This window comes from Corynebacterium simulans, from assembly GCF_001586215.1.
In the GTDB taxonomy this organism is placed as follows: domain Bacteria; phylum Actinomycetota; class Actinomycetes; order Mycobacteriales; family Mycobacteriaceae; genus Corynebacterium; species Corynebacterium simulans.
Genome location: NZ_CP014634.1, coordinates 1,028,086 through 1,049,534, shown reverse-complemented (window position 1 = coordinate 1,049,534; position 21,449 = coordinate 1,028,086). Strand labels below are relative to the sequence as shown.

The 21,449-nt window shown below is 60.7% G+C and carries 24 protein-coding genes; 13 read left to right on the top strand and 11 right to left on the bottom strand.

All coding sequences use genetic code 11. The features are described from left to right. The first annotated feature begins 143 nt into the window (after positions 1-143). The 8 genes from WM42_RS13620 to WM42_RS04945 all read left to right on the top strand — a co-directional run bounded on the left by WM42_RS13620 (position 144) and on the right by WM42_RS04945 (position 7,299). Positions 144-275: a hypothetical protein gene (locus tag WM42_RS13620; protein WP_261340444.1), complete on the top strand. Its 132-nt coding sequence runs from the start codon at positions 144-146 to the stop codon at positions 273-275. A 573-nt stretch (positions 276-848) separates the two neighbouring features. Next, positions 849-2,171: a glutamate-1-semialdehyde 2,1-aminomutase gene (gene hemL, locus WM42_RS04975; protein WP_062035986.1), complete on the top strand. Its 1,323-nt coding sequence runs from the start codon at positions 849-851 to the stop codon at positions 2,169-2,171. 32 nt (positions 2,172-2,203) lie between these two features. Continuing rightward, on the top strand, positions 2,204-2,812 hold the full coding sequence (locus WM42_RS04970) for a histidine phosphatase family protein (protein ID WP_062035984.1): 609 nt from the start codon (positions 2,204-2,206) through the stop codon (positions 2,810-2,812). A 46-nt stretch (positions 2,813-2,858) separates the two neighbouring features. Continuing rightward, entirely contained in the window at positions 2,859-3,425 is a 567-nt protein-coding gene (locus WM42_RS04965; RefSeq protein ID WP_062039187.1) for a TlpA disulfide reductase family protein, read from the top strand. Between the two features lie 42 nt (positions 3,426-3,467). Beyond that, the gene (locus tag WM42_RS04960) at positions 3,468-4,268 is read left to right on the top strand and encodes a cytochrome c biogenesis CcdA family protein (RefSeq protein ID WP_062035981.1); all 801 of its coding nucleotides are present in this window, start codon (positions 3,468-3,470) and stop codon (positions 4,266-4,268) included. Between the two features lie 16 nt (positions 4,269-4,284). Then, the gene (locus WM42_RS04955; protein WP_201057419.1) at positions 4,285-5,928 is read left to right on the top strand and encodes a cytochrome c biogenesis protein ResB; all 1,644 of its coding nucleotides are present in this window, start codon (positions 4,285-4,287) and stop codon (positions 5,926-5,928) included. A gap of 82 nt (positions 5,929-6,010) precedes the next feature. Then, positions 6,011-7,042, top strand: a complete 1,032-nt coding sequence (gene ccsB, locus WM42_RS04950; RefSeq protein WP_062035979.1) for a c-type cytochrome biogenesis protein CcsB — start codon at positions 6,011-6,013, stop codon at positions 7,040-7,042. After that, positions 7,042-7,299, top strand: coding sequence for a helix-turn-helix domain-containing protein (locus tag WM42_RS04945; RefSeq protein ID WP_061920405.1), 258 nt, complete (start codon positions 7,042-7,044; stop codon positions 7,297-7,299). The genes ccsB and WM42_RS04945 overlap by 1 nt, the downstream gene beginning before the upstream one ends. Positions 7,300-7,463: 164 nt before the next feature. Here WM42_RS04945 and WM42_RS04940 read toward each other — a convergent pair whose 3' ends face one another. Beyond that, entirely contained in the window at positions 7,464-7,748 is a 285-nt protein-coding gene (locus WM42_RS04940; protein WP_062035976.1) for a hypothetical protein, read from the bottom strand. Positions 7,749-7,789: 41 nt separating this feature from the next. Here WM42_RS04940 and WM42_RS04935 point away from each other — a divergent pair, with 41 nt between their 5' ends. After that, positions 7,790-8,119 carry a DUF4229 domain-containing protein gene (locus tag WM42_RS04935; RefSeq protein WP_061920409.1) on the top strand — a complete coding sequence of 110 codons (330 nt, stop codon included), beginning with the start codon at positions 7,790-7,792 and terminating at the stop codon, positions 8,117-8,119. Between the two features lie 4 nt (positions 8,120-8,123). On the opposite strand, the gene WM42_RS04930 is transcribed toward WM42_RS04935, so the two are convergent. Further along, positions 8,124-9,014 (bottom strand): 1,4-dihydroxy-2-naphthoate polyprenyltransferase, encoded by an 891-nt coding sequence (locus tag WM42_RS04930; RefSeq protein WP_062035974.1) that lies wholly within the window; start codon positions 9,012-9,014, stop codon positions 8,124-8,126. A gap of 215 nt (positions 9,015-9,229) precedes the next feature. Between WM42_RS04930 and WM42_RS04925 the strand changes: the two genes are divergently transcribed. Then, the gene (locus tag WM42_RS04925) at positions 9,230-9,901 is read left to right on the top strand and encodes a metal-dependent transcriptional regulator (RefSeq protein ID WP_062039180.1); all 672 of its coding nucleotides are present in this window, start codon (positions 9,230-9,232) and stop codon (positions 9,899-9,901) included. Here the strand turns inward: WM42_RS04925 and menE are convergent, their stop codons facing one another. From menE to WM42_RS04885, 9 genes are all read right to left on the bottom strand, one after another. Next, the gene (menE, locus tag WM42_RS04920; RefSeq protein ID WP_062035971.1) at positions 9,902-11,035 is read right to left on the bottom strand and encodes an o-succinylbenzoate--CoA ligase; all 1,134 of its coding nucleotides are present in this window, start codon (positions 11,033-11,035) and stop codon (positions 9,902-9,904) included. A 56-nt stretch (positions 11,036-11,091) separates the two neighbouring features. Continuing rightward, complete coding sequence (locus WM42_RS04915) at positions 11,092-11,919, bottom strand: metal ABC transporter permease (RefSeq protein ID WP_062035968.1); 828 nt, start codon at positions 11,917-11,919, stop codon at positions 11,092-11,094. After that, positions 11,919-12,749: a metal ABC transporter permease gene (locus WM42_RS04910; RefSeq protein ID WP_062035966.1), complete on the bottom strand. Its 831-nt coding sequence runs from the start codon at positions 12,747-12,749 to the stop codon at positions 11,919-11,921. Before WM42_RS04910 ends, WM42_RS04915 begins: the two co-directional genes overlap by 1 nt. Beyond that, positions 12,749-13,435, bottom strand: coding sequence for a metal ABC transporter ATP-binding protein (locus tag WM42_RS04905; protein ID WP_062035964.1), 687 nt, complete (start codon positions 13,433-13,435; stop codon positions 12,749-12,751). Before WM42_RS04905 ends, WM42_RS04910 begins: the two co-directional genes overlap by 1 nt. Positions 13,436-13,441: 6 nt before the next feature. Continuing rightward, positions 13,442-14,608, bottom strand: a complete 1,167-nt coding sequence (locus WM42_RS04900; RefSeq protein ID WP_062035962.1) for a metal ABC transporter substrate-binding protein — start codon at positions 14,606-14,608, stop codon at positions 13,442-13,444. A gap of 169 nt (positions 14,609-14,777) precedes the next feature. Beyond that, positions 14,778-15,026: a hypothetical protein gene (locus WM42_RS04895; protein WP_062035960.1), complete on the bottom strand. Its 249-nt coding sequence runs from the start codon at positions 15,024-15,026 to the stop codon at positions 14,778-14,780. A gap of 106 nt (positions 15,027-15,132) precedes the next feature. Next, positions 15,133-15,282, bottom strand: a complete 150-nt coding sequence (locus WM42_RS13420) for a hypothetical protein (RefSeq protein ID WP_162839570.1) — start codon at positions 15,280-15,282, stop codon at positions 15,133-15,135. 15 nt (positions 15,283-15,297) lie between these two features. After that, positions 15,298-16,266: a 1,4-dihydroxy-2-naphthoyl-CoA synthase gene (locus WM42_RS04890; protein WP_062035958.1), complete on the bottom strand. Its 969-nt coding sequence runs from the start codon at positions 16,264-16,266 to the stop codon at positions 15,298-15,300. A gap of 295 nt (positions 16,267-16,561) precedes the next feature. Next, positions 16,562-17,023, bottom strand: a complete 462-nt coding sequence (locus WM42_RS04885) for a DIP1984 family protein (protein ID WP_062035953.1) — start codon at positions 17,021-17,023, stop codon at positions 16,562-16,564. A 76-nt stretch (positions 17,024-17,099) separates the two neighbouring features. Between WM42_RS04885 and WM42_RS04880 the strand changes: the two genes are divergently transcribed. The 3 genes from WM42_RS04880 to WM42_RS04870 all read left to right on the top strand — a co-directional run bounded on the left by WM42_RS04880 (position 17,100) and on the right by WM42_RS04870 (position 21,434). Continuing rightward, complete coding sequence (locus WM42_RS04880; RefSeq protein ID WP_062035951.1) at positions 17,100-18,119, top strand: o-succinylbenzoate synthase; 1,020 nt, start codon at positions 17,100-17,102, stop codon at positions 18,117-18,119. A gap of 156 nt (positions 18,120-18,275) precedes the next feature. Further along, the gene (locus tag WM42_RS04875; protein WP_432416271.1) at positions 18,276-20,696 is read left to right on the top strand and encodes an excinuclease ABC subunit UvrA; all 2,421 of its coding nucleotides are present in this window, start codon (positions 18,276-18,278) and stop codon (positions 20,694-20,696) included. A gap of 60 nt (positions 20,697-20,756) precedes the next feature. Next, a complete protein-coding gene (locus tag WM42_RS04870) occupies positions 20,757-21,434 on the top strand; it encodes a hypothetical protein (protein WP_062035946.1) in 678 nt (225 codons plus the stop codon). The last annotated feature ends 15 nt before the right edge of the window (positions 21,435-21,449 follow it).

The following is a 21,449-nucleotide window of genomic DNA, read 5'->3' as shown; positions in this document are numbered from 1 at the left end:
GCTGGCGATGATAATCGGCGGCATCGTAGGCCTGAAAACCGTGGGCTAGGGCAGCGGGATGTAGATTTCCTCCGGGCGTGGAAGTGGTGGCGGCTTCGGTATTTGATCGATTCCCTGTTGTACCTCCGGCGGAAGCGGAACCTTTGTGGGAATCCGCGGCGGCGCTGGTGGCGGCGGTGGCGGTGGCATATGAAATTCCGGCAGCTTTGGCAGACCTGGAACTGGTGCGGGCGCTGGACGCCGTGGTGGCGGAGCCGGCGCAGGTGCGTGGATAGTTACCGTATCGGGAGAATGCGGCGGTGCTTCTGGTGGCGGGGCTAGTTGGCTTTCCTGCGGAGCTTGCTCAGGTGCGGGCGCCTTCGGTGTTTCTTTCGGCTTTGGTTCGTGTTTGCTGGATGACTCTTGCGCGGAATCTAGCGCTAAGCGTGTGGCCGGTTGTGGCGCGGAGCCCTGAGCCCAAGGCGTGGTGCTTTCTGATGTTTGCGTTTCCAGCGGTTTCATATCTTGAGCTGGAACCATGGTGACTTCTTTGCTTGCGCAGGATGCACAAAATACAGCGCTAAGGCCGATTGCGCAGAAGAAAATGCGTGAGCGCATGATGAAAATTTCCCCCTTTTAAAATCACCGCCACGATTGTTGGTTGCAAGCTGCATGAGCAGCCTGAGCACAGCGCGCTTTGTTGTTCCCCCATGACGCTGCGAACGTGGCGACGGCAGTAGCTTAACCTCATTTTGAAGCGCGTGCAGGATTAACGGAATGCGGAGTAGCTGCGGTGGGGCGCGAAGTGCTCTGGGTGCGGTGGCGCGTTTCGGACACTCCAACTTTTGTATAGGGACAAAGCAGTTACAATGTTGGCTATGCCTAATACGAGTCAGCAGCCAGTTTCCCAGTCCACCCAGTGGTTCGAGCGCGCCTCCAAGGTCACCCCAGGTGGCGTGAACTCCCCGGTCCGTGCCTTCGGCTCGGTCGGCGGCCAGGCCCGCGTTATCGCGCGCGGCGAGGCTTCCCGCCTGTGGGACGTCGACGGCAACGAGTACGTCGACCTGGTTAGCTCCTATGGCCCGATGATTCACGGCAACGCCCACCCGGCAATCGTGGAGGCTGTGCAGAAGGCAGCGGTCGATGGCCTTTCCTTCGGCGCGCCGACTGAGGCAGAAACCCTGCTGGCAGAGCGCATTGTGGAGCGCACCGCAGTAGAGCAGGTGCGTCTGGTCAACTCCGGCACTGAGGCAACCATGTCCGCCGTGCGCCTGGCCCGTGGCTTCACCGGTCGCGCAAAGGTGTTGAAGTTTGATGGCTGCTACCACGGCCACGTTGATGCGCTCTTGGCGTCGGCAGGCTCCGGCGTTGCTACCTTCGCCCTTCCGGATTCCCCGGGCGTTACCGGCGCAACCGCTGCCGATACCATCGTTGTGCCTTATAACGATCTGGATGCTGTCCGTGAGGCTTTCGCCGCACACCCAGGTGAGATCGCCTGCATCATTGCTGAGGCAGCCGCGGGCAACATGGGCACAGTGGCTCCCGATGAGGGGTTCAATGCGGCGCTGAAGGAAATCGCGCATGCCGACGGCGCGCTGCTCATCCTGGATGAGGTCATGACTGGCTTCCGTACCTCCCACAAGGGCTGGTTCGGCGTCGACGGCGTCGCTGGTGACTTGGTCACCTTCGGCAAGGTTGTCTCCGGTGGTCTGCCTGCCGCCGCTTTTGGTGGCCGCGCCGACGTCATGGCTTACCTGGCGCCAGCTGGTCCGGTCTACCAGGCAGGCACTTTGTCCGGTAACCCAGTTGCGATGGCTTCTGGTCTGAAGTCCCTGGAGCTGGCCGACGAAGAGCTGTACCCGCGCCTTGGCGCAAACGCTGACCGCCTAACCGGTCTTATCTCTGCGGCATTGGATAAGGAAGGCGTGGCGCACAACATTCAGCGCGCTTCCTCGATGTTCTCCATCCGCTTCGCTGAGGGGCGCGGCCGCAACTTCGACGACATGAAGGCTGCCGATACCTGGCGCTTTGCTCCGTTCTTCCACGCTCTTCTGGAAGGCGGCGTTTACGTTCCACCATCAGCTTTTGAGACCTGGTTTGTCTCCGATGCGCTGACCGACAATGATTTTGAGGTAATTGAAAAGGCGCTCGCGCCCGCAGCAAAGGCTGCCGCAGCAGCCCAGCGCGCTTAAAGCTCATTTAAAGAAGAGCGAAAGGAACTTCTATGTCGACGACTATCGTCCACCTGGTCCGCCACGGTGAGGTGTACAACCCGGAAAAGATCCTCTACGGACGCATCCCGGGCTACCACCTTTCCTCCCGCGGCCACTCCATGGCGGCGCGTACTGCGGAGGCTTTCCGTGGCCACGACGTGACCTACTTGGCAGCTTCCCCGTTGCAGCGCACGCAGGAAACTGCGCAGCCGATCTCCAAGGTCACCGGCCTTGACGTTGAGATCGACAAGTCCGTCATCGAATCCGGTAACCGTTTTGAGGGCCTGCGCACCAAGGGCTGGAATTCCCAGCTGTGGAACCCACAACGTTGGCCGCTGCTGCGCAACCCGATGCAGCCTTCCTGGGGCGAGCCTTTCGAGGAGATCGCTGCCCGCATGGTCAATGCAGTCGAGCGCGCACGCGATAAGGCAGAAGGCCACGAGGCCATCATCGTCTCCCACCAGCTGCCCATCGTCATGGTGCAGCGCACCGCACTGGGCAAGCGCCTTGCCCACGCACCATGGGACCGCGAGTGCGACCTTGCCTCGGTGACCTCGCTCGTCTTCCAAGACGACCAGCTCATCGACATCTTCTACTCCTCCCCGGCGCAGGATATTTAAGGCAGAGCCCGTGAAACACAAACTTTTGCCTGTAGTCGCCTCGTTGATGGTTGTCGCTTCGGCTATCACTGCGTGCGGTCAAGACGCAGATAAAGCACAAAATGCAGTGGCGAGTGGCGGCACCTTTGAATTCTTTGCTCCAGGCGGAGAAAAAGTAATCAAATATGCGCCCGAAGAGCGCAAACCGTTGAAGTCCTTCACAGGAGAGAATTTGCGCCACGACGGCCAGACCATTTCTCTGGATGATTTCTCTGACCAGATCGTCGTACTGAACTCTTGGGGACAATGGTGTGCTCCTTGTCGCTCCGAATCGGATGACTTACAAAACATCCACGCCGAGCTGACCAAACGCGGTACCGGTACAGTTCTGGGAATTAATGTCCGCGACTTCAACCCGGAAATTTCCCGTGACTTTTTGGAAGATAACGGGCTGGAGTATCCGTCCATCTACGATCCGCCTTTCAAGACGGCTGCGGCTCTTGGCGGCGTACCGACCTCTGTCGTGCCAACCACCATCGTGCTCGATAAGCAGCATCGACCAGCCGCCGTATTCCTGCGCGAGATCACCGATAAGGATGTTCTCGAAGTCGTAGATTCGCTGGAAAAAGAGTAGTTTCTGCTGCTAGACAACTTATTTGGAATTGCACGAGGTTTCATGGACTTTACGGATACGGCGCTCAACGTCGAATCGGTCATCACTAGCGGTCCTTTCGCCCTAGGTTTTCTCCTCGCCATGGCCGCTGGTTTGGTCAGCTTTGCCAGTCCGTGCGTGGTCCCGCTCGTCCCCGGCTATATCTCTTACCTGGCCAGTGTGGTTGGCGGTGAGGTTAGTTATGACGCGGAGTATGGCATCGGCGTCGGCAAGCGCAAGCAATGGGCCGTAGTACTTGCCGCGGCGCTGTTTGTGCTGGGCTTTACCGTGGTATTCGTACTGGCGACGGTCTCTGTTTTCGGTGCGATTTCCGCGCTGACGCTCAACGCTGATGTGCTCATGCGGATAGGCGGCATCATCACCATCCTCATGGGCGTTGTGTTCATGGGCGTGGTGCCGGTGCTGCAGAAAGATACCCGCATGGCGCCGCGACGCTGGACCACGTGGTTGGGTGCGCCGCTGCTTGGCGGCGTCTTTGCGCTTGGTTGGACGCCGTGCCTAGGCCCGACGCTCACGGCGATTATCTCTGTCTCCGTTGGCACTGAAGGCATGACCGCGGTCCGCGGAACGTTCCTTATCATCGGCTATTGCTTGGGGCTGGGGCTGCCTTTCCTGCTCGTTGCGCTGGGCTCAGCCCGTGCCATGCGCACAATCTCTTGGATGCGGCAACACTCTCGCACCATCCAGATCATCGGTGGTATCGCCATGATTCTGGTGGGCCTCGCACTGGCTACCGGCTTGTGGGGCAACTTCATCAGCTTCATCCGCCAGTGGACGTTTGAATACGGCGCGACCCTAATTTAAGAGGATAAGAAGGCATATGAAACTTATCATTCGCTATCTGCGCAAGGCATGGCATTGGCTAACCAGCATGCGCACCGCACTGGCGTTGCTGTTCTTGCTCGCCCTGGCTGCGATCCCGGGCTCGCTGCTTCCACAGCGCGATCTCAACGAGGCTAACGTCAAGGACTTCATCAGCTCCCACGGCAAGGTTGCGGAAATCTACGACAAACTGCAGCTTTTCGACGTCTTTTCTTCCATCTGGTTCCAGGCCATCTTCATGCTGCTGATGGTCTCCCTCGTGGGCTGCATCATCCCGCGTTCTTGGGAGCACTACAAAGCCTGGAAAACCCCGCCTACCCGTGCTCCGAAGTACCTGGAAAAGATGCCGCTTCACGCCGAAGGCCATTCGGAGCATTCGCCGGAGGAAATCAAAGCTCGAGTAACCAAGCTACTGAAGAAGTGGCGCGTTGCTGAATCAGGCCCGGAAGAAGACCGCCAGGGGCTGCAGTCTTTCTCCGCTGAGCGCGGCTATGCCCGCGAGCTGTGCAACCTGATTTTCCATATTGCCTTGGTGGCCATCTTGGTCACCGTTGCCGCCGGCCGCCTGTCTAACTACGAGGGCCAAGTCATCGTGGTCACTGAGTCCGGCTCCCAGGATGGGGAGACCAAGCTGGATCAGTCCACCGAGTTCTGCAATACCTCGACCTCGAACTATGACTCCTTCCGCGCTGGCTCGCTTTTCGACGGCACGGGCCTGCACCCGTTCTGCTTCGTAGCCCACGACTTCACCGCGGATTACCTGGATAACGGCCAGGCGGAGATGTTTAGATCGAACGTTTCTTATGCGGAAGGCGATGACATCTACTCCGACCCTTCCACCTGGCAGGATTACGCGCTCAGCGTCAACCACCCGCTGCGCCTTTCCCATAACCGCGTCTACTTGCAGGGCCACGGCTACGCGCCGACCGTGACGGTGGAGTGGCCAAACGGCGAGAAGCGTACCCAGACCATCCAGTTCCGCCCCGATGACATGGTTCGCTTCCTGTCTTCCGGCGTCATGCGTTTCGACCCGCCGGCTGGCATGTACCCGGATCTCTTTGAGCGTCGCCAGAATCAGCTCGCCATCCAGGGCCTTTTCGCGCCGACCGCACAGTGGTCCGGGGAGAACGGTCAGCTGCTGACCTCCGCGTACCCAGGGCTTACGGATCCTGCCTTGGCAATCGATATCTACCGCGGCGATGCCGGCCTCGATACCGGCACTGCGCAGTCCATCTTCGATCTGGATTCCTCCCTGGTGCACTCGGGCCAGCTGCAGAAGATTGACCGCGTGAATCTCTCGCAGAACGAATCCGTGACGCTGGACGATGGCACGAAGGTCACCTTCAACGGTGCCTCCCAGTATGCGAATTACCAGATTTCTTATGACCCATTCCAAAAGTGGGTCTTGGTCTCGGCACTTCTGATGCTGGTTTCCCTGGTCGGTTCGCTAGTTATCAAGCGCCGCCGCGTGTGGGTGCGCATCAGCCCGGCCGCGGATGGAGGAACCGACATCCAGATGGCGGGTCTTGCCCGCACCGACCGCGCCGGTTGGTCCGAGGAGTTCTACGCGCTCTATCGCGAGCTTTTGGATCTGCCTGACCCGGACGAAGTAGAAGAGGATGAGATCTGGGTGGATGATTAATCCATCCGACTAAAGTTTGATGTCGCCTGCATGCGGGAGTATCGTATGCAGGTACTATTTGGAGCAAAGCGCAAGGTTTTCAATGCTGATTGATCAGAATCTGTCGAATTTTTCCGACATCGCCGTCCAAACGGCCTTCGTTATCTACGCCATCGCGCTGTTTCTCTCGCTGGCGTACTACGGCCGCATGCAGTCGGTCATCGATGCCCGCCGCGCAGCTGCAGCAGATCGCGCGCAGTCCAAGCAGAAGGTAGCGGCAGGCGGCAGCCCCTACGCACCAGCCGCTGATGACGCTGCGCTTGCCGACGCTGCCGTCGCCGACACCACCCCAGTCAAAGACCCCAGCGTCCTCGAGGAAAAGGCTGAAAAGCTCGGCGGCATGACGCAGATGCTGCTGTGGCTGGGCATTGTGCTCCACGTTGTGGCAATTGTGCTGCGTGGCCTAGCCACACACCGCTTCCCGTTTGGCAACCTGTATGAGTACGTGCTGATGGTGACCGCTGGCGTGCTCATCGTGTCCAACATCGCGATGCAGCGCAAGGAATGGCGCACGATGTGGCCGTGGATCCTCACTCCGATTTTGGCGCTGATGTTCTACGGTTCCACCAAGCTGTATGCGGAATCCGCTCCGGTTGTCCCGGCGCTGCAGTCGCACTGGCTGCCAATCCACGTCACTGTGGTTTCCCTGGGTGCTTCCATCAGCGTGGTTTCCGGTATCGCGTCTTTGCTGACTATGTTGCGTGTCTGGCAGCCGAAGGGTGCTGAGCGTGGTTTCGCTGGTGTCGTGGGCAAGCCGCTGCCTTCGGCGAAGAAGCTGGATCAGCTTGCTTACCGCCTCGGCATCATCGCACTGCCGACCCTGGGCCTAGGCATCGTGCTCGGCGCCATCTGGGCGGAGTCTGCCTGGGGACGCTTCTGGGGTTGGGACCCGAAGGAGACCGTCTCCTTCGCTACCTGGATTCTTTATGCGGCTTACCTCCACGCTCGTGCGACGCCGTCCTGGCGCAAGTTCTCGCCGTGGATCAACATTGCCGCGACCTCCTTGATGGTCTTCAACCTGTTCTTCATCAACATGGTTGTTTCCGGTTTGCACTCTTACGCGGGGTTGAACTAGTGCCTGATACGCATAAGCCAAGAAATAAGCAGGGAAAGCCAGCAGGCGATAACCCGCAGCTGCTGGCTATCGGCGCGGAGTTCGCAGCTCGCCGCCGCGAGCTCGGTATCCTGCAGCAGCAACTGGCTGATGCCGCGGGCGTATCTCGCTCCACTTTGCACACCATCGAGCATGGCGGTAGCGGTGTGCGCTGGGAGAAGGTCACCGCGGTCGCGGAGGCCCTTGGCCTTGAGATGAGCTTCCAGCCGCGCGCTTAGCGGCGTAGCTTTCCATCACTTTCTTCATGGTCCCATTGCTTGGGTCCCTTTGTGGGGCAATGGGACCATGAAGCGCGTTTTCAGGGTTGCTGATACTCGTAAAGCTACCCGTAGAGAGGGACCTTTAGAGGGAGACCATTCCGTGCCGGCGCGGAGAATGCACCCTACTTCTCGTCCGTTTCGTCGCGCGGGGGCTCGTCGCGGTGGCTCTCGCGGCGCTGTTGACGGCGGCGCTCCTCGGCTTCCCGCTCGGCCTGCAACTCGCGGGCGCGGCGCTCCTTGAAGCGCTCCTTCTCGAGGTTCCACAGGAACTCTTCATCGTCGTCTGGGCCCTTGATGGCTGGGCGCTGCTGCGTTGTTTGCGGCTTCTTCCAGCTGGAAGGGCCAAAAGCCTTCCAGACCAGTACGGCGGCAAGAACAACTAAGACAAGCAAAATCAAACGACCCATGCGTTATATCCTACGGAATCGAAAGCGTAGACTTTAGCCCCATGACTGATACTTCTTCTGCACATAATCCGGAGCCGCCGGCACCCGATCCCGAGCTGCGCCGCCGCTCCCGCGCCGCGCTTTGGAAGTACGGCTTGGCCCGCCTGGTGCTTTTTATCCTGCTCACGGTGGTCATCGAGCTCATCGCCATCCTGGCAGGTTTCCCCATTCCAGTACTGCTCGCAGCGCTGCTTGCCCTATTCGTGGCGCTGCCGCTGTCGATGCTCGTGTTTAAGAAATGGCGCGTAGAAGCCACCGAGACCTTGGCTGAGTATTCCGCTCAGCGCAAGGCTCATAAGGCCTGGGTCCAGGCTGAGCTAGCCGGCCGTTAATCCCTTAAACAAGAAAAAGCGCAATCGCGCTGACCAGCGCCCACACCAGCATTGCGCGGCCAGTGATGCCGAGCACCGGGATGAGCTGGGGGCCGCGGGCGCCGCGGTTGACGGTGCGCACCGCCTGTAGTGCGAACGGGAAGTAGACCAACGCCGCGAGCGCCAGCCAGGAATCGAATGCGATGACAATGGTCAGCAAAACCGGGATGAGCAGCAGCCACATGAACAGGTTGCGTGATTTCTTGTCACCCAGGCGCACTGCCAGCGTGATTTTTCCGGACTCACTATCCGAAGGAATGTCACGAATATTGTTCGCCAAGTTCACCGCAGAGCTCATTCCACCAATGCCCACTGCGAGCGCAAGACCCGTCAGCGTGATGTGGCCTGCCTGTGTGAACTGGGTACCCAGTACCGCCACCAATCCGAAGAAGATGAAGATAGCGACCTCACCGAGGCCACGGTAACCGTACGGATTCTTGCCGCCGGTATAAAACCATGCGCCAGCAATACAAAGCGCGCCTACCAAGATGAACCACGCGGCGTTCGCTACCAAAGACAACGCAATGCCAGCCATGGCAGCAACTGCGAACGAAGCAAAGGCCGCGTACTTCACGTGCTGCGGCTTCGCCAGCCCACCGCCGGTTAGACGCTGCGGGCCGGTGCGGTCGTCGTCGGTGCCGCGGATGCCGTCGGAGTAGTCATTGGCGTAATTGACGCCGATGATGAGCGCCCACGCCACAATGAGTGCGAGAAAGGCGCGGCCCCAGTGCGCGCCGTCGGCAGCCGCGGCGGCGCCAGTACCAGCGATGACTGGGGCGAAAGCATTTGCCCATGTATGCGGGCGAGCGCCTTGGAACCAGTCTTTGGCAGTTGCGGGATAGGCAGAAAGTGACATGTCAGTTATTGTGCCACGCCACCGCGGACATGCTGTGCACAAGGGACGCACACGGCGGACATATAAAAGCCACGGGTATGGCAAAAGCGCGTCGTACATACCCAAGAAAGGACGGCTGTGGGCCACACCCGTGACAAAAGTTCAACGCGTTGAACTTTCCTAAAAGTTATCATGTGAATCGCTCGCGGGGCAAGGCCTTTACTACGATGAATGTCATGCACTTAAGCGATCTCCCTGAACGTACCCAGGACTACCTCAAAGCCCTGTGGGACCTCTCCGAGCACTCTGGCGGCGCGCCCATCGCGCTCAAAGAACTGGCGGGGCGATTGAACCAAAAGGTGCCCACGGCGTCCGAAGCCGTAAAGCGTCTCGTTGCCCAAGGGCTGGTGGAACACGAGCGCTACGCTGGCGTTTCGCTGACCCCAGAGGGGCAGGCACTGTCCATGGGCATGGTCCGCCGCCATCGTCTCCTCGAGACCTTCCTGGTTAAAGAACTGGGGTACACCTGGGACGAGGTTCACGAGGACGCCGATCTCCTCGAGCATGCATGCTCCGATCGCTTCATCGATCGCCTCGATCAGCACCTGGGCCATCCTCAGCGCGATCCCCACGGCGATCCCATCCCCGATGCGCAGGGCAGCATCGAGGACCTTGGCACGCTCACGCTTGACGACGTCCCCCTTCACACCCCTGTCACCATCGAGCGGGTATGCGACGGGGACACCGAGCTGTTGCGCTATCTCGACAGCCACGGCGTCGGCTTGGGCGTCGAGGTCGTAGTTGATTCCCGCGTTGCGGGCCTGCTCAACCTGCACGCAGGGGACAAGGAGTTCTCCCTTGCGGAAGTCGCGGCCGCCGACGTGACAGTGCGCGCTAACGAAACCTAATCAGTTCTTAAAGAGCCCTGCGACACCACGACGGTCCACCTTGCCGGGGCCGGTCAGCGGCATCTCAGCAATGCGGATAATCTCGCGCGGAATCTGCCACCGAGGCAGGTCATCGAGCGCTTCGAGGATGTCGGTGCGCGAAGCCCAGCCGGTGTAAGCTGCGGCGATCATCTGACCAAGACGCGGATCAGGGATGCCCACCACGCATGCACTGTCGACGCCCGGAACCTGCAACAAGAGCTGTTCCAGCTGTTCTGGGTGCAACTTCAGGCCGCCCGAATTGATGATGTTGTCCAGACGTCCAGTGACGGTGAGCTGACCGTGGGCGTCGAGCTCTCCGGCGTCGGAAGTGGCGAACCAGCCATCGACGAAGTCGCGCGATTCCACATTGCGGTAGCCCTGCGCAATGGTCGGCCCGCCCAGGAAAATGCGGTTATCGTCCCCGATGCGCACCTCGGTGCCGGGCAGGGGAGTGCCGTTGTAGACGCAACCGCCCGCAGTCTCCGAGGAGCCATAGGTGGTTACCACGGTGATGTCGAGCTTGCGCGCAGATTCCAACAGCTGGGGATGCGGCGCTGCTCCACCCACCAGGATGGAGTTGAAACGGCGCAGTGCCTGGATGCCGTCCAGCGAATCGAGTGCCTTGTGCAGCTGCATTGGCGTGAGCGCGGTGTACATGCGGTCCTCGGTGTGAGCGAGCTCTTCTGCTGCGCGGGCGAACTCGGTGATGTTAAAGCCTTGAGACAGGTCGAGGCACAGTGGCTCCACCCCCGCCACCAACGAGCGCACGAGCACCTGGATGCCCGCGATGTGGTGGGCGGGCATGGCCAGTAGCCATTGGCCGGGTCCACCCAGGAAAGAATGGGTGGCATCCGCACTCGCCACCAGGTTAAGCGGGCTTAGCTGCGCACCTTTCGGTGTGCCCGTGGAACCCGAGGTAACCACCACCAAAGCAATGTCCTCAGCAATCGATTCGCTCGCGCGCATGTGGTTGCGCAGCAATTCCGCCCGCGTGCGGTCCGCTGCGGGAAGGGGCAAGAGCGTGGTCTGCCCAGCGATGGCTTTCTCGAGCTCATCCAAAATAGCTGCGGGATTGCGGGGATCGACTGGGAGTGGGGCGAGGATATGAGTCACGAATAATCAGGTTACCCGGGCATATCGCTCGTCCCGGGAGGCGGCGCGCCGGGCGTTTAGAGCAAGGCGCGCAGCCCCATGCTGAGCAAATAGAACACACCCGCCAGCACCGCGATGCAGCCGCCCGCCGACAAACTGAGTGCGGCCGCCAGCCAGAGCCCGCCGCATGCCAGCGCAATGCCCGCGATACCGGCACCGAGCATGAGCTGGGTCGGGTGCTTGATCCACGGCTGTAACGCCGCCGCCGGGGCTACCAGCAGCGCCAGGGACAAGATAGTGCCCACCGCGGGAATCACCACCACCATGGTCACGCTGATAAGCGTGAGGGTAAGCAAGTCATAGCGGCCGGGCTTTCCGCCTTGTGCACGGAAGGATGTCTGGTCGAAGTAGAAGGAGACCAACGTCCGGCGAAATGCCACCAGCACGCCAAGGCTGACCACCACCAGGGCGCCGACAAACCAGACATCCTGCGCATTGACAGTGGTCAGCGAGCCCACGAGAAAGCTATCCACGTGGATAGGTAGCGGTTGGAACCAGCGCAGCAACAAGATGCCCAGGGAAAATCCCAAGGTGAGCGTCACGCCGGCGGCAGCGGTCGAAGAAATGCCTTCGACGGTACTCAACCACCGCATAAGCCAGGCCAAAGGCAGGCAAAACAGTGCCGCGCCCACCATCAAACCCGTGGAGAGATTCAAGCTCAGAAGGTTGGCCACTACTACACCGAGCACCGCGCCGGGGAAGATTCCGTGCGACAGGCTCTCGGCGAAAAAGACGCGCTTGCCCATGACCATCAAGGTTCCAACTAAGCCAGATAAACATCCCACAGCGATGGCCTCAAGGAGGGGCAACCGCAGGATCTCTGGATCAAGATGAGACAGTCCCATCAGCTAAATACCCCCTTCAAGCCTGCTAGCGGCACGGTGGCAACCAGCATCAAGCTGACAATTGCCTGCGGCGAAATCTGATGCGTGGTTTGGGACAACATGATGGCAAATCCCACCACCACTGCCAGCGTGGACAAACCCGCAGCCCAAAAGCACATGCTGCGCGGGGATCCTGCGATCAAGCGCGCTGAGAGGCCTGGAATGACAATAAAACCGATAACCAGCAACACACCCACTGCCGAGCTAGCTGCCACCACGATTAGGCCAACCGCGATATTCGCAATGAGCTCATAAGCCGCCACGTTGACGCCCATGGCGCGGGCCGCTGCTGTATCGAAAGCGACGAGAATCTGCATGCGCCAGGTTGTCAGGATGAGCAGTGCCGCAATCACGCAGAGCGTGACGGAGGTTGCCAGCCTGGACTGCGTGACGTCGAGAAGCCGGCCAAACATGAGTGCCTCCAGCTGCCCGGACTTGTCGCCATAGGCCAAACTGATGACCACGCCGATGCCGTACATAAAGGTCAGTACCACGGCCGTTCCGGCTTCCATATCCAGCTTCCGCGCTGACTGGCGCCGCCCAGAACCCAGAGAAGCCAGCACCAGCACCGTCACCGTGGCCACCGCGGCCGCACCCGGCACGATGCCCGGGATGCCGCCCACGATGAGCCCTACCACGATGCCCGGAAAAACCGAGTGCACGAGGGCTTCCACCGTAAATTCCATGCGGCGGAGATTAACGAGGACGCTAATGGCAGCTCCCGCAATCGATAGGCACAGCAGGAAGAGGAAAGCATTGCGCAGGTACGGGGCGAAGAGAATCTGCTCCATCACAGTCGCGCGCCTTGCTCCATATAGGTTTCCACTGCTTCCTCGGTTCCCATGGTGCGGACCTTGCCGTCGAGCACAAACGCCGCCCAGTCGCAGGTGTGCTGCGCCAAGATGGGGTCGTGAGTGGAGACGAGCAGGGCGATTCCTGCTTCCTTGAGATCCGCAATGATCTGAATCAGGATTCGGCGACTTTCTTGATCAAGCCCGTTGAAGGGTTCGTCGAGAAGCACCAGCTCCGGGGCCGAAACCAACGCGCGCGCGATGAGCACGCGCTGGCGTTGCCCACCCGAGAGCTGGCCAAACCGCGTCTCGGCGAGGTGCTCCATCCCCACTTGTCGCAGGGCATTGAGTACGCAGTCGCGGTAGCTACGCATGCTCGTGCACCTGTGCCACCAGCTCACTGAGGGCAAAAGGCCCATTTCCACGACCTTGTAAGCCGTGACGGGAAAGCTCAGGTCGGAGTCTTGGTACTGCGGGACGTATCCGAGCGAGGCGTCGATGGTGGCCATGCCGCGCAAGGCAGCCAGGCCAGTGATTGCCTTGAGCAGGGTAGATTTGCCCGCGCCGTTGGAACCTAGGAGCGCCACGGCCTCGCCCGCGCGGATCTCAAGGTCAACGTCGGTGAGGATATCCCGGGCGCCATAGCCGCAGGTGGCATTGTGCAGAGTGACTAATGGGGAAGACATAAAGAGCTACTTGCGCTTGGCGAAGTCGAATTCCTGCAGCGATTCTGGCAACGGTTGCTGCTTGGAGTCCCAGGCGCTGACCAGGGTGTTGATGTTGTGGACGATGGATCCGATGTAGGTCTCGCCCTCACTGCCTGGCACACCTAGCGAGTCGCCGTACAAAGCGTCGTCGGATGTAACCGCCTTGACGCCTGCGGCGCGGGCGATGGCCTCGATGGACTTCGAGTTGTTGGAATTCTCCGCAAAGATGGCCTTGGCGCCGGACTCGCGGACCTTCTTTACCTGCTCATCGATGTGGCTCGAGGTGGCGTCCTGCTGGTGGTTGAAGTCAGACAGTGCGGAGCCGATGAATTTCACGCCATACTCGTTAGAGAAGTAGCCGAAGGCGTCGTGGGAAGAGAAGAGCACGCGGTCTTGCTCAGGAACTGCGGACATGGAATCGCTGGCCCACTTGTCGAGGTCCTCCAGCTGGTCGGTGTACTTCTTGCCGGCGGCGGTGAAGGCGTCCTTGGCCTGCGGGGAGGCCTGGGACAACGTGTTGACGATGTTGTCGACCTGAATCTTGGCCTGCTTCGGGGAGGTCCACACGTGCGGGTCGTACTTGAATTCTGGGGCCTCGCCGTCCTCCCCCGGGAAAGGCCACGGGCGCGGGCTCACGTGTTCGATGCCCTCGTCGATGGTGTACTTGCCGTTGCCATCGCTCATGCCTTCGCTCTTGACGCCCGAGGTCACGGCCATGACGCCGTGGAAGCCGGAGGAGTCCACGGCTTGGTCGAGGAAGTGCTCGAGGTCGACTCCGTTGACGAACATGTAGTCGGCCTGGGAGAGCGCCTGCATCTGCTGTGGGGTCATCTCGTGCTCGTGGGCGCTGGCGTTGGGGGCGAGCAAACAGGTGAGGTCGAGGGTCACTGGGCCCTCGCCGGAGGTGGTCTCTGCACCTTGGGAGTCGACCTTGTGGAGCTTGACGCCGCCGGCGGCTATCTGGGTGAGGTAGTCGCAGATCTGGGTAGTCGTGGCCACGGCCTTGACGGTGTCGCCGTCCTTCGGTTTTGCGGCGTCGGTGGATTCTTTCGAGGCGCTGCAAGCGGCGAGGCTGGCGCCGAGTGCTAGGGCGCAGGTGCCTGCGAGAATGCGCTGTAGGGGCCGGCGTGGGGTGCTGTGATTTGAGCTCATCATGAACTTCCTTTGCATTGGGAGAAGTGAACTCAACAAACACTAGCACCCTTGAACTAGATTGTTCAATATTATGAACTTAGGCAGTCCTATCTCCTTCTTGATCAGCTAAAACTTAAAAAATCCTCTCACTTCAATGGATGAAGTGAGAGGTTAGGAAGTGGTGGCCTTAGTTGGCTACTTTTGCCTTTTTGCTGAAGAGGAGCTGGTCCAAGGAGTGCATGCCCGGGCCGGCGGCAACGAGCATGAGGCCGGCGACGGCGATGAGTCCAACCAGTTCCCAGCCGCCATCGGAAACGAAGATGCCGGAGGAGAAGTGGTTGGCAAAGATGCCAGCGCCCACCATCTGCAGGGCGACGAGGATTACGCCCAGGACGACGCGTGCTGCGAGCATGGCGAATGAGTTGCTGAGTTTCATGCTCGACACTTTACGTATGAACTATGGACATATCCACAAAAGTTTATGATGTCTCACCTTGGTCCCAGAGATGCCTCACGACATTCCCCGCAGCGTCTATGCCTTCCTACATGTACGGATTGCGCGGGGTGTCCTCCTGATCGAAGGGACGCTCCCCACGCCTTTCGGCGTCTTTGATGTGGCGAAGCATCCATACGCGCGAGCCGATGACGCCCGCCAGCGCAAGTGTGGCCAAGCCGATGGCGAAAATCCACATCGTGCCAACTCCTGACTAGTAGTAGTACGGGAACTGCTCCCACTGTGGATCACGCTTTTCGAGGAATGCCTCTTTGCCCTCGACGGCCTCGTCAGTCATGTATGCCAGGCGGGTCGCCTCGCCGGCGAAGACCTGCTGGCCCATGAGGCCGTCATCGGTCAGGTTGAAGGCGAACTTCAGCATGCGCTGGGCCGTCGGGGACTTGCCGTTGATTTCGCGGCCCATCTGGATGGCGGCATCTTCCAAGTCGGCGTGATCGACGACCTCGTTGACGGCGCCCATCTCGTACATGCGCTGCGCGTCGTAAGTGCGGCCCAAGAAGAAGATTTCGCGGGCGTACTTCTGGCCCACCATCTTTGCCAAGTAGGCCGAGCCATAACCGGCGTCGAAGGATCCGACGTCGGCGTCGGTCTGCTTGAAACGGGCCTCTTGACGGGAAGCGATGGTCATGTCGCAGACCACGTGCAGGGAATGCCCGCCGCCGGCAGCCCAGCCATTGACTACGGCGATGACCACCTTGGGCATGGTGCGGATAAGGCGCTGGACCTCCAAGATGTGCAGGCGGCCGCCTTCGACCTTCTCGCGGGCGGTGTCCACGGTGGATTCATCAGCGGTGGCATCATCGTGGGCGTGCTCGGTGGCGTAGCGGTACCCGGAGCGGCCGCGAATGCGCTGGTCGCCGCCAGAGCAGAACGCCCAGCCGCCGTCCTTTTCACTCGGCCCATTGCCGGTGAGGAGCACGGTGCCTACGTCTGGGGTGCGGCGTGCGTGGTCAAGGGCGCGGTAGAGCTCATCCACCGTGTGCGGGCGAAAGGCATTGCGCACCTCCGGGCGGTCAAACGCGATGCGGACGATGCCGTCCTCGCGCTTGTCTCCGATGAGCCGGTGGTAGGTGATATCCGTGAGGTCTTCAAACCCCTCTACGGAATGCCACAATTCCGGCCGAAAGGGATTATCGGTGCTGTATTTTTTCTGCTCGCTCATAACGGCCAGCTTAGTGGCAAAAGAAGAATAGTCCCCATTCCCAACCCTCACCCACACGCGCTGCCCAGCAGGCCGGTAATAATCAATGCGCGATACTACGAGGGCTTCGCCCCGCAATGTACCCGTGTACGCCATACCAGCGCGGTACTCCATGCTGTGGGGAGACTCGAACTCCCCCGCCCCTTAAAGCGCTAAAGGGGGCCTGCATTCCCTGAACTTTCCCCTCCAGGGTGGGGGCCTGCTCGCTGCAGGCGTGTGGGCTACCATCGCGCGCTTTAAGCAGCGCGCGACATGACTATCCGTTTTTCAGTTCGGTATTCCAGTTCAGCTGCTGGATGCGGGTATCTAACTCGCGGTACTGCTTAGACAGATCGTCGACACGCTTGCGCATATCCGCCACCGAGATGGTGGAGACAAACTTAATCTCGTTGCGGGAATAACGATCCGAGCGTGTGCCCGCCCGCTGCGCCAAGTCATGGTAGATGCGGCGCTTGCGCACAAGGCCGTCGCGCAGAGCGAGGGCCTCCATTAAGTTCATCTTCTCATCGAAGACGGTGGCGATATTTGTCGCATTAATGGCCTGCACCAGCTCATCGATGCGCCCGGTCACGCCGTCGAGCTCGCGCAGCAGCTCCTGCGGATCCTCCTCCGGGGTATCGCCTTCCTGCACGCGAACCACAGCGAGCAGCCGCTCGTGCAGGCTATTGAGACGCTCTTGCGCCTGGGCGCGCTCCGCCAATGCCTCAGCTAGCAGCATAATTTCTCCTTTATTGGTATAGGTTCCCAAAATATCGCAGAGCGGGGGAGGGGGTCAATGGTCTGAGGGCGCTACCATGAAAGCCATGCATATCGATGACGTCCTATCCCGCGCCCATGTTGTCTCATTGCCGCTTGCCGTGAAGTTTCGTGGGATAACAACCCGCGAAGCATTGCTTATCGAGGGTCCTGCAGGCTGGGGCGAGTTCTCACCTTTCCTGGAGTACGGCCCAGCCGAGTCGGCGCATTGGTTGGCAGCAGGCTTGGAGGCGGCTTATGAAGGTTTCCCTGAGCCGGTCCGCGATCTCATCGAGGTCAACGGCACCATCCCCGCCGTGCCTGCCAGCGAGGTTCCTGCCGTGATGGAACGCTACCCAGGCTGCCGCACCTTCAAGATCAAGGTTGCCGAGAAGGGCCAAACGCTTGCCGACGACATCGCGCGCGTCACCGCCGTGCGCAACTACATCATCGAGCGCGGACGCGTCCCCGTCCTTCGCGTCGACGCCAACGGCGGCTGGAGCGTTGAGCAGGCAGTCGAGGCAGCCAAGGCTTTGATGCCGTTGGACTATATGGAACAGCCTTGCGCAAGCGCAGAAGAACTCGCGGAGGTGCGTCGCCAGCTGATGCGCAACGGGCTTTTCGTGCGCGTTGCGGCAGATGAGTCTATCCGCAAGGTCGAGGACCCGTACCGCGTGGCTGATCTGCAGGCAGCCGACGTCGCGGTGGTAAAGCCGGCGCCTTTGGGCGGAGTGCGCAGGGTGCTCGACGTCGCAAAGCATCTGCGTTCTCGCCACATGGATATTACGGTGGCTTCGGCCCTGGATACCTCGGTGGGAATCGGCATGGGGCTGGCCACCGTTGCGGCGCTACCGAAGATTCTTGATGACGAAGACGTCGACGTCACTCCTGCTGCCGCTGGTTTGGCCACGGGCTCGCTGTTCCTCGAAGATGTCACCGAACCGCGCCAATTGATTGACGGGCACCTTGCCGCCACCCCGCTCCCACCGGATCCGGCGCGCTTGTCCGGCCTGGCGGCCGCGTCCGAGCGCCGGGATTGGTGGTTTGAGCGCGTGCGTGAGTGTTGGCAGTTCCTTTAGGGTGTTATCTCTATCTGCAACGGCGTTTGTGCTTCGTAGAAAACCGCACAATTTGCCAATTAGCGCCCGGAAAACGCCAGGATCCCCGCCACTAATTGGCAAAATGTACACCGTTGGTCTGAGTTTGAGCGCGGTAGGATGGCGGCCATGACTGGCATGATTAGCGTCCGCGACGCCCACCTTCATAACCTGCGCAACGTCGACGTCGATATTCCGCGCGGCAAAGTCGTCGCCGTGACTGGCGTTTCAGGTTCGGGTAAGTCTTCCCTTGCTTTCGGCACCATCCACGGAGAAGGCCAGCGCCGCTACCTCGAATCCGTCGCGCCTTTTGCACGCCGCCTCATCGGCTCCGCCGTGGATCCGCAGGTCAGTCAGATTGAAGGCCTTCCACCCACAGTGGCTCTCGAGCAGTCCACCTCAGCGGGCGGCGCGCGCTCGACCGTCGGCACGATTTCCGCCATCTCCAATTCCGTGCGTCTGCTCTATTCGCGCGCCGGGGATAACCCGGAAGGCCTGTACTCCGATTCCTTTTCGCCGAATACGCCCGAGGGGATGTGTCCGGAGTGCCAGGGCACGGGCGTGGTGCATGTGGCGACCGAGGAGTCGATGGTTCCGGACCAGTCCTTGAGCATCGAGGAGGGCGCCATCGCCGCCTGGCCCGGTGCATGGGCAGGCAAGAACTTCCATGACATCCTCATGACTTTGGGCTATGACATGGATTCCCCGTGGCGCGAGCTCCCGCGCGCAGACCGAGACTGGATCCTCTTCACCGAGGAACGCCCCGTGGTCACCGTCAAGCCACTGCGCGGCGCTGACCAGATTCAGCGCAACTACGAAGGCACGTGGCGCTCGGTGGCCAGCTACCTCAACAAGACTCTCGCGGAAACGCAGTCCGAGAGCTTGCGCAAGCGCACGCTCCAGTACATGGAGTCACACACCTGCCCGACCTGCCAGGGCCGCCGGCTGAATCCGCGCGCGCTGCAGGTCACTTACGCGGGCCTGCCAATCGACGCCCTCAACGACCTACCCTTGGATGAGCTCCACGATTTGCTTGCCAAGCAGAAACCGGAAGAAAACAGCGCCGAGGATCTCTTACTCAAACAGGTTATTCCTGCCTTGACCTCCGCCCTGGAACTCGGCCTGGCGCACCTGAGCCTAGGCCGCCCCACGGAGACGCTTTCGGCCGGCGAATTACAAAGAATCCGCCTCGCCGCGCAGCTGCGCTCGGGGCTCTTCGGCGTCACCTACGTGCTGGACGAGCCCTCCGCTGGCCTGCACCCAGAGGAGCGCACTGCCGTCATGGACATCTGCCGCCGCTTCGTCGACGCCGGCAACACCGTCCTGCTGGTTGAGCACGACATGGATTTGGTCGCACAGGCTGACTGGCTTGTCGACGTCGGCCCTCGCGCCGGCGAAGGCGGCGGCCAGGTACTGTACTCCGGCCCAGTCGCCGACTATGTTGCCGATACCCCGACCAGTAAGGCGCTGGCACGGCGTCGTTTGGCATTGAATGAGACCCCACGAAAGAGCGAGAAACAACTGCACTTGCGCGGCATTAAGGCGCGCAATCTGCGCGGGCTCGACGTGGACTTTGCACTAGGCGCCTTCACTGCAGTCACGGGTGTCTCCGGTTCGGGAAAATCCACGCTGGTCTCGACGGTTCTTGCAGGTCTGTTGCGCGATCAGGCAACCGCCGTGACCGACGCCGAGGAACAACCCGACGGTGCGGCCCGGCAGTGGAGTGTCGAAAACACAGAAAATCTCGGCGAAGTCACCCGCCTGGTGCAAATCACTCAGAAGCCCATTGGCCGCACGCCGCGCTCGACGCTCGCGACCTATACCGGCCTCTTCGACCACGTCCGCAAGCTTTTTGCCAACACACAAGAAGCCAAGCAGCGCAAGTGGACGGTCTCGCGCTTTTCCTACAACGTCAAACAAGGGCAGTGCCCTACCTGCGGCGGCGCGGGGCAAATCGAGGTTGAGTTGGTCTTCCTTCCCGGTTCTTACACGCTATGCCCGGATTGCCAGGGCAAACGCTATAACCCTGAAACACTCGAGGTGACGTGGGGTGGGCGCACGATTGCGCAGATCCTGGAGTTAAGCGTTGACGACGCCCACGAGGTATTCGCCGCCGCTGAAGGCTCCGCGCAGGTCACTGCAATCATGTGCGCGCTGGAGACCCTCCAGGCGGTGGGGCTGGGCTACCTGCGCTTAGGCCAGGGCGCGCCCGAGCTTTCCGGCGGTGAGGCCCAGCGCATCAAGTTGGCCACCGAGCTGCAGCGCTCGCGCAATTCCTACCGCGGGCACACGGTTTACCTCCTCGATGAGCCAACCACTGGTCTGCACCCAGCGGACATCGCCTTGCTGAATGCAGAGCTGCACAAGCTTGTCGACGCCGGGCAGACCGTCGTCGTGGTCGAGCACAATCTCTCGGTTATCGCGGAGGCAGATACGGTCATCGAGCTGGGCCCTGGTGCCGGTGCGGCGGGCGGAAAGATTGTGGCTACCGGCACGCCAGGCGAGGTTGCCAAGCAGGACAGTCCAACTGGCAGCGCGCTGGCTGCCGCTGCAAGTTAATAAGGCAGCTTGCGGGTTTCTGCCTGTGTTTCTACAGGAAAATAGGGTATTTCTAGGAGCATGGCTAATAACTTTGGAAATAACTCCGGCGGCTACTCTGACGATGAAACCCGGCAGATTGGTCGCGTGACTGGGTATGGCCCGGGCTCCAACTCCGGCTTCGGCAGCAACGATGCCACCCGTCAATTCGGCGCGTCAGAGGAGCGGCCGCGTCAGGTATTTCCTGGGCAGGGCGCGCAACAGTCTCCGGCACCTCAAGCAAGCCCCGGCGGATATGGTCAGCCTAGCGGCTATGGCTCTGGCTATGACTCTGGCTATGAATCCGGCTACGAGCCGGTGCCCTCCAGCTATGAGGTGGAGCCGGAACGCAAGCGTAAGAGCGGCGGTTCTGGGTTGACCAGCGTCTTCGCTGCTATTGCGGCCCTGGCAGTTATCGCGGCCGGCGCACTGTTTTTCATGTGGCGCAACGCCAGCTCCGAGGCGGATTCCCAGCCGGAGACGGTAACTTCCACCGCAACGGTTACTGAGGAAAAGCCCACCACCGTTACTGAAACGGTCACCGAGGAAGCACCACAGAGTGAAAACCCGATCGACCAGCTGCCAACCGAGCTTCCGCCAGACGTACGGGATCAGCTGGATCAGGGTGGCGAGGACCTAGAGAGTCTACTGAACGACCTGCTGGGCGGCGGAAACGGCAATGGGAATGGCAACGGTAACGGCAACTCCCAGGGAGCTTAAGCCCCTAAACGCCAG

What these genes read in the sequence shown, in the direction of transcription:
- WM42_RS13420 (WP_162839570.1), bottom strand. Translation starts at nt 15,282, where the DNA reads ATGTGGATTTTCGCCATCGGCTTGGCCACACTTGCGCTGGCGGGCGTC.
- WM42_RS04930 (WP_062035974.1), bottom strand. Translation starts at nt 9,014, where the DNA reads ATGTCACTTTCTGCCTATCCCGCAACTGCCAAAGACTGGTTCCAAGGC.
- WM42_RS04900 (WP_062035962.1), bottom strand. Translation starts at nt 14,608, where the DNA reads ATGAGCTCAAATCACAGCACCCCACGCCGGCCCCTACAGCGCATTCTC.
- WM42_RS04970 (WP_062035984.1), top strand. Translation starts at nt 2,204, where the DNA reads ATGTCGACGACTATCGTCCACCTGGTCCGCCACGGTGAGGTGTACAAC.
- WM42_RS04875 (WP_432416271.1), top strand. Translation starts at nt 18,276, where the DNA reads ATGATTAGCGTCCGCGACGCCCACCTTCATAACCTGCGCAACGTCGAC.
- ccsB (WP_062035979.1), top strand. Translation starts at nt 6,011, where the DNA reads ATGCTGATTGATCAGAATCTGTCGAATTTTTCCGACATCGCCGTCCAA.
- WM42_RS04965 (WP_062039187.1), top strand. Translation starts at nt 2,859, where the DNA reads ATGGTTGTCGCTTCGGCTATCACTGCGTGCGGTCAAGACGCAGATAAA.
- WM42_RS04925 (WP_062039180.1), top strand. Translation starts at nt 9,230, where the DNA reads ATGCACTTAAGCGATCTCCCTGAACGTACCCAGGACTACCTCAAAGCC.
- WM42_RS04880 (WP_062035951.1), top strand. Translation starts at nt 17,100, where the DNA reads ATGAAAGCCATGCATATCGATGACGTCCTATCCCGCGCCCATGTTGTC.
- WM42_RS04870 (WP_062035946.1), top strand. Translation starts at nt 20,757, where the DNA reads ATGGCTAATAACTTTGGAAATAACTCCGGCGGCTACTCTGACGATGAA.
- WM42_RS04885 (WP_062035953.1), bottom strand. Translation starts at nt 17,023, where the DNA reads ATGCTGCTAGCTGAGGCATTGGCGGAGCGCGCCCAGGCGCAAGAGCGT.
- WM42_RS04890 (WP_062035958.1), bottom strand. Translation starts at nt 16,266, where the DNA reads ATGAGCGAGCAGAAAAAATACAGCACCGATAATCCCTTTCGGCCGGAA.
- WM42_RS04940 (WP_062035976.1), bottom strand. Translation starts at nt 7,748, where the DNA reads ATGGGTCGTTTGATTTTGCTTGTCTTAGTTGTTCTTGCCGCCGTACTG.
- WM42_RS04960 (WP_062035981.1), top strand. Translation starts at nt 3,468, where the DNA reads ATGGACTTTACGGATACGGCGCTCAACGTCGAATCGGTCATCACTAGC.
- hemL (WP_062035986.1), top strand. Translation starts at nt 849, where the DNA reads ATGTTGGCTATGCCTAATACGAGTCAGCAGCCAGTTTCCCAGTCCACC.
- WM42_RS04955 (WP_201057419.1), top strand. Translation starts at nt 4,285, where the DNA reads ATGAAACTTATCATTCGCTATCTGCGCAAGGCATGGCATTGGCTAACC.
- WM42_RS04895 (WP_062035960.1), bottom strand. Translation starts at nt 15,026, where the DNA reads ATGAAACTCAGCAACTCATTCGCCATGCTCGCAGCACGCGTCGTCCTG.
- WM42_RS04935 (WP_061920409.1), top strand. Translation starts at nt 7,790, where the DNA reads ATGACTGATACTTCTTCTGCACATAATCCGGAGCCGCCGGCACCCGAT.
- WM42_RS04910 (WP_062035966.1), bottom strand. Translation starts at nt 12,749, where the DNA reads ATGGAGCAGATTCTCTTCGCCCCGTACCTGCGCAATGCTTTCCTCTTC.
- WM42_RS04915 (WP_062035968.1), bottom strand. Translation starts at nt 11,919, where the DNA reads ATGGGACTGTCTCATCTTGATCCAGAGATCCTGCGGTTGCCCCTCCTT.
- WM42_RS04905 (WP_062035964.1), bottom strand. Translation starts at nt 13,435, where the DNA reads ATGTCTTCCCCATTAGTCACTCTGCACAATGCCACCTGCGGCTATGGC.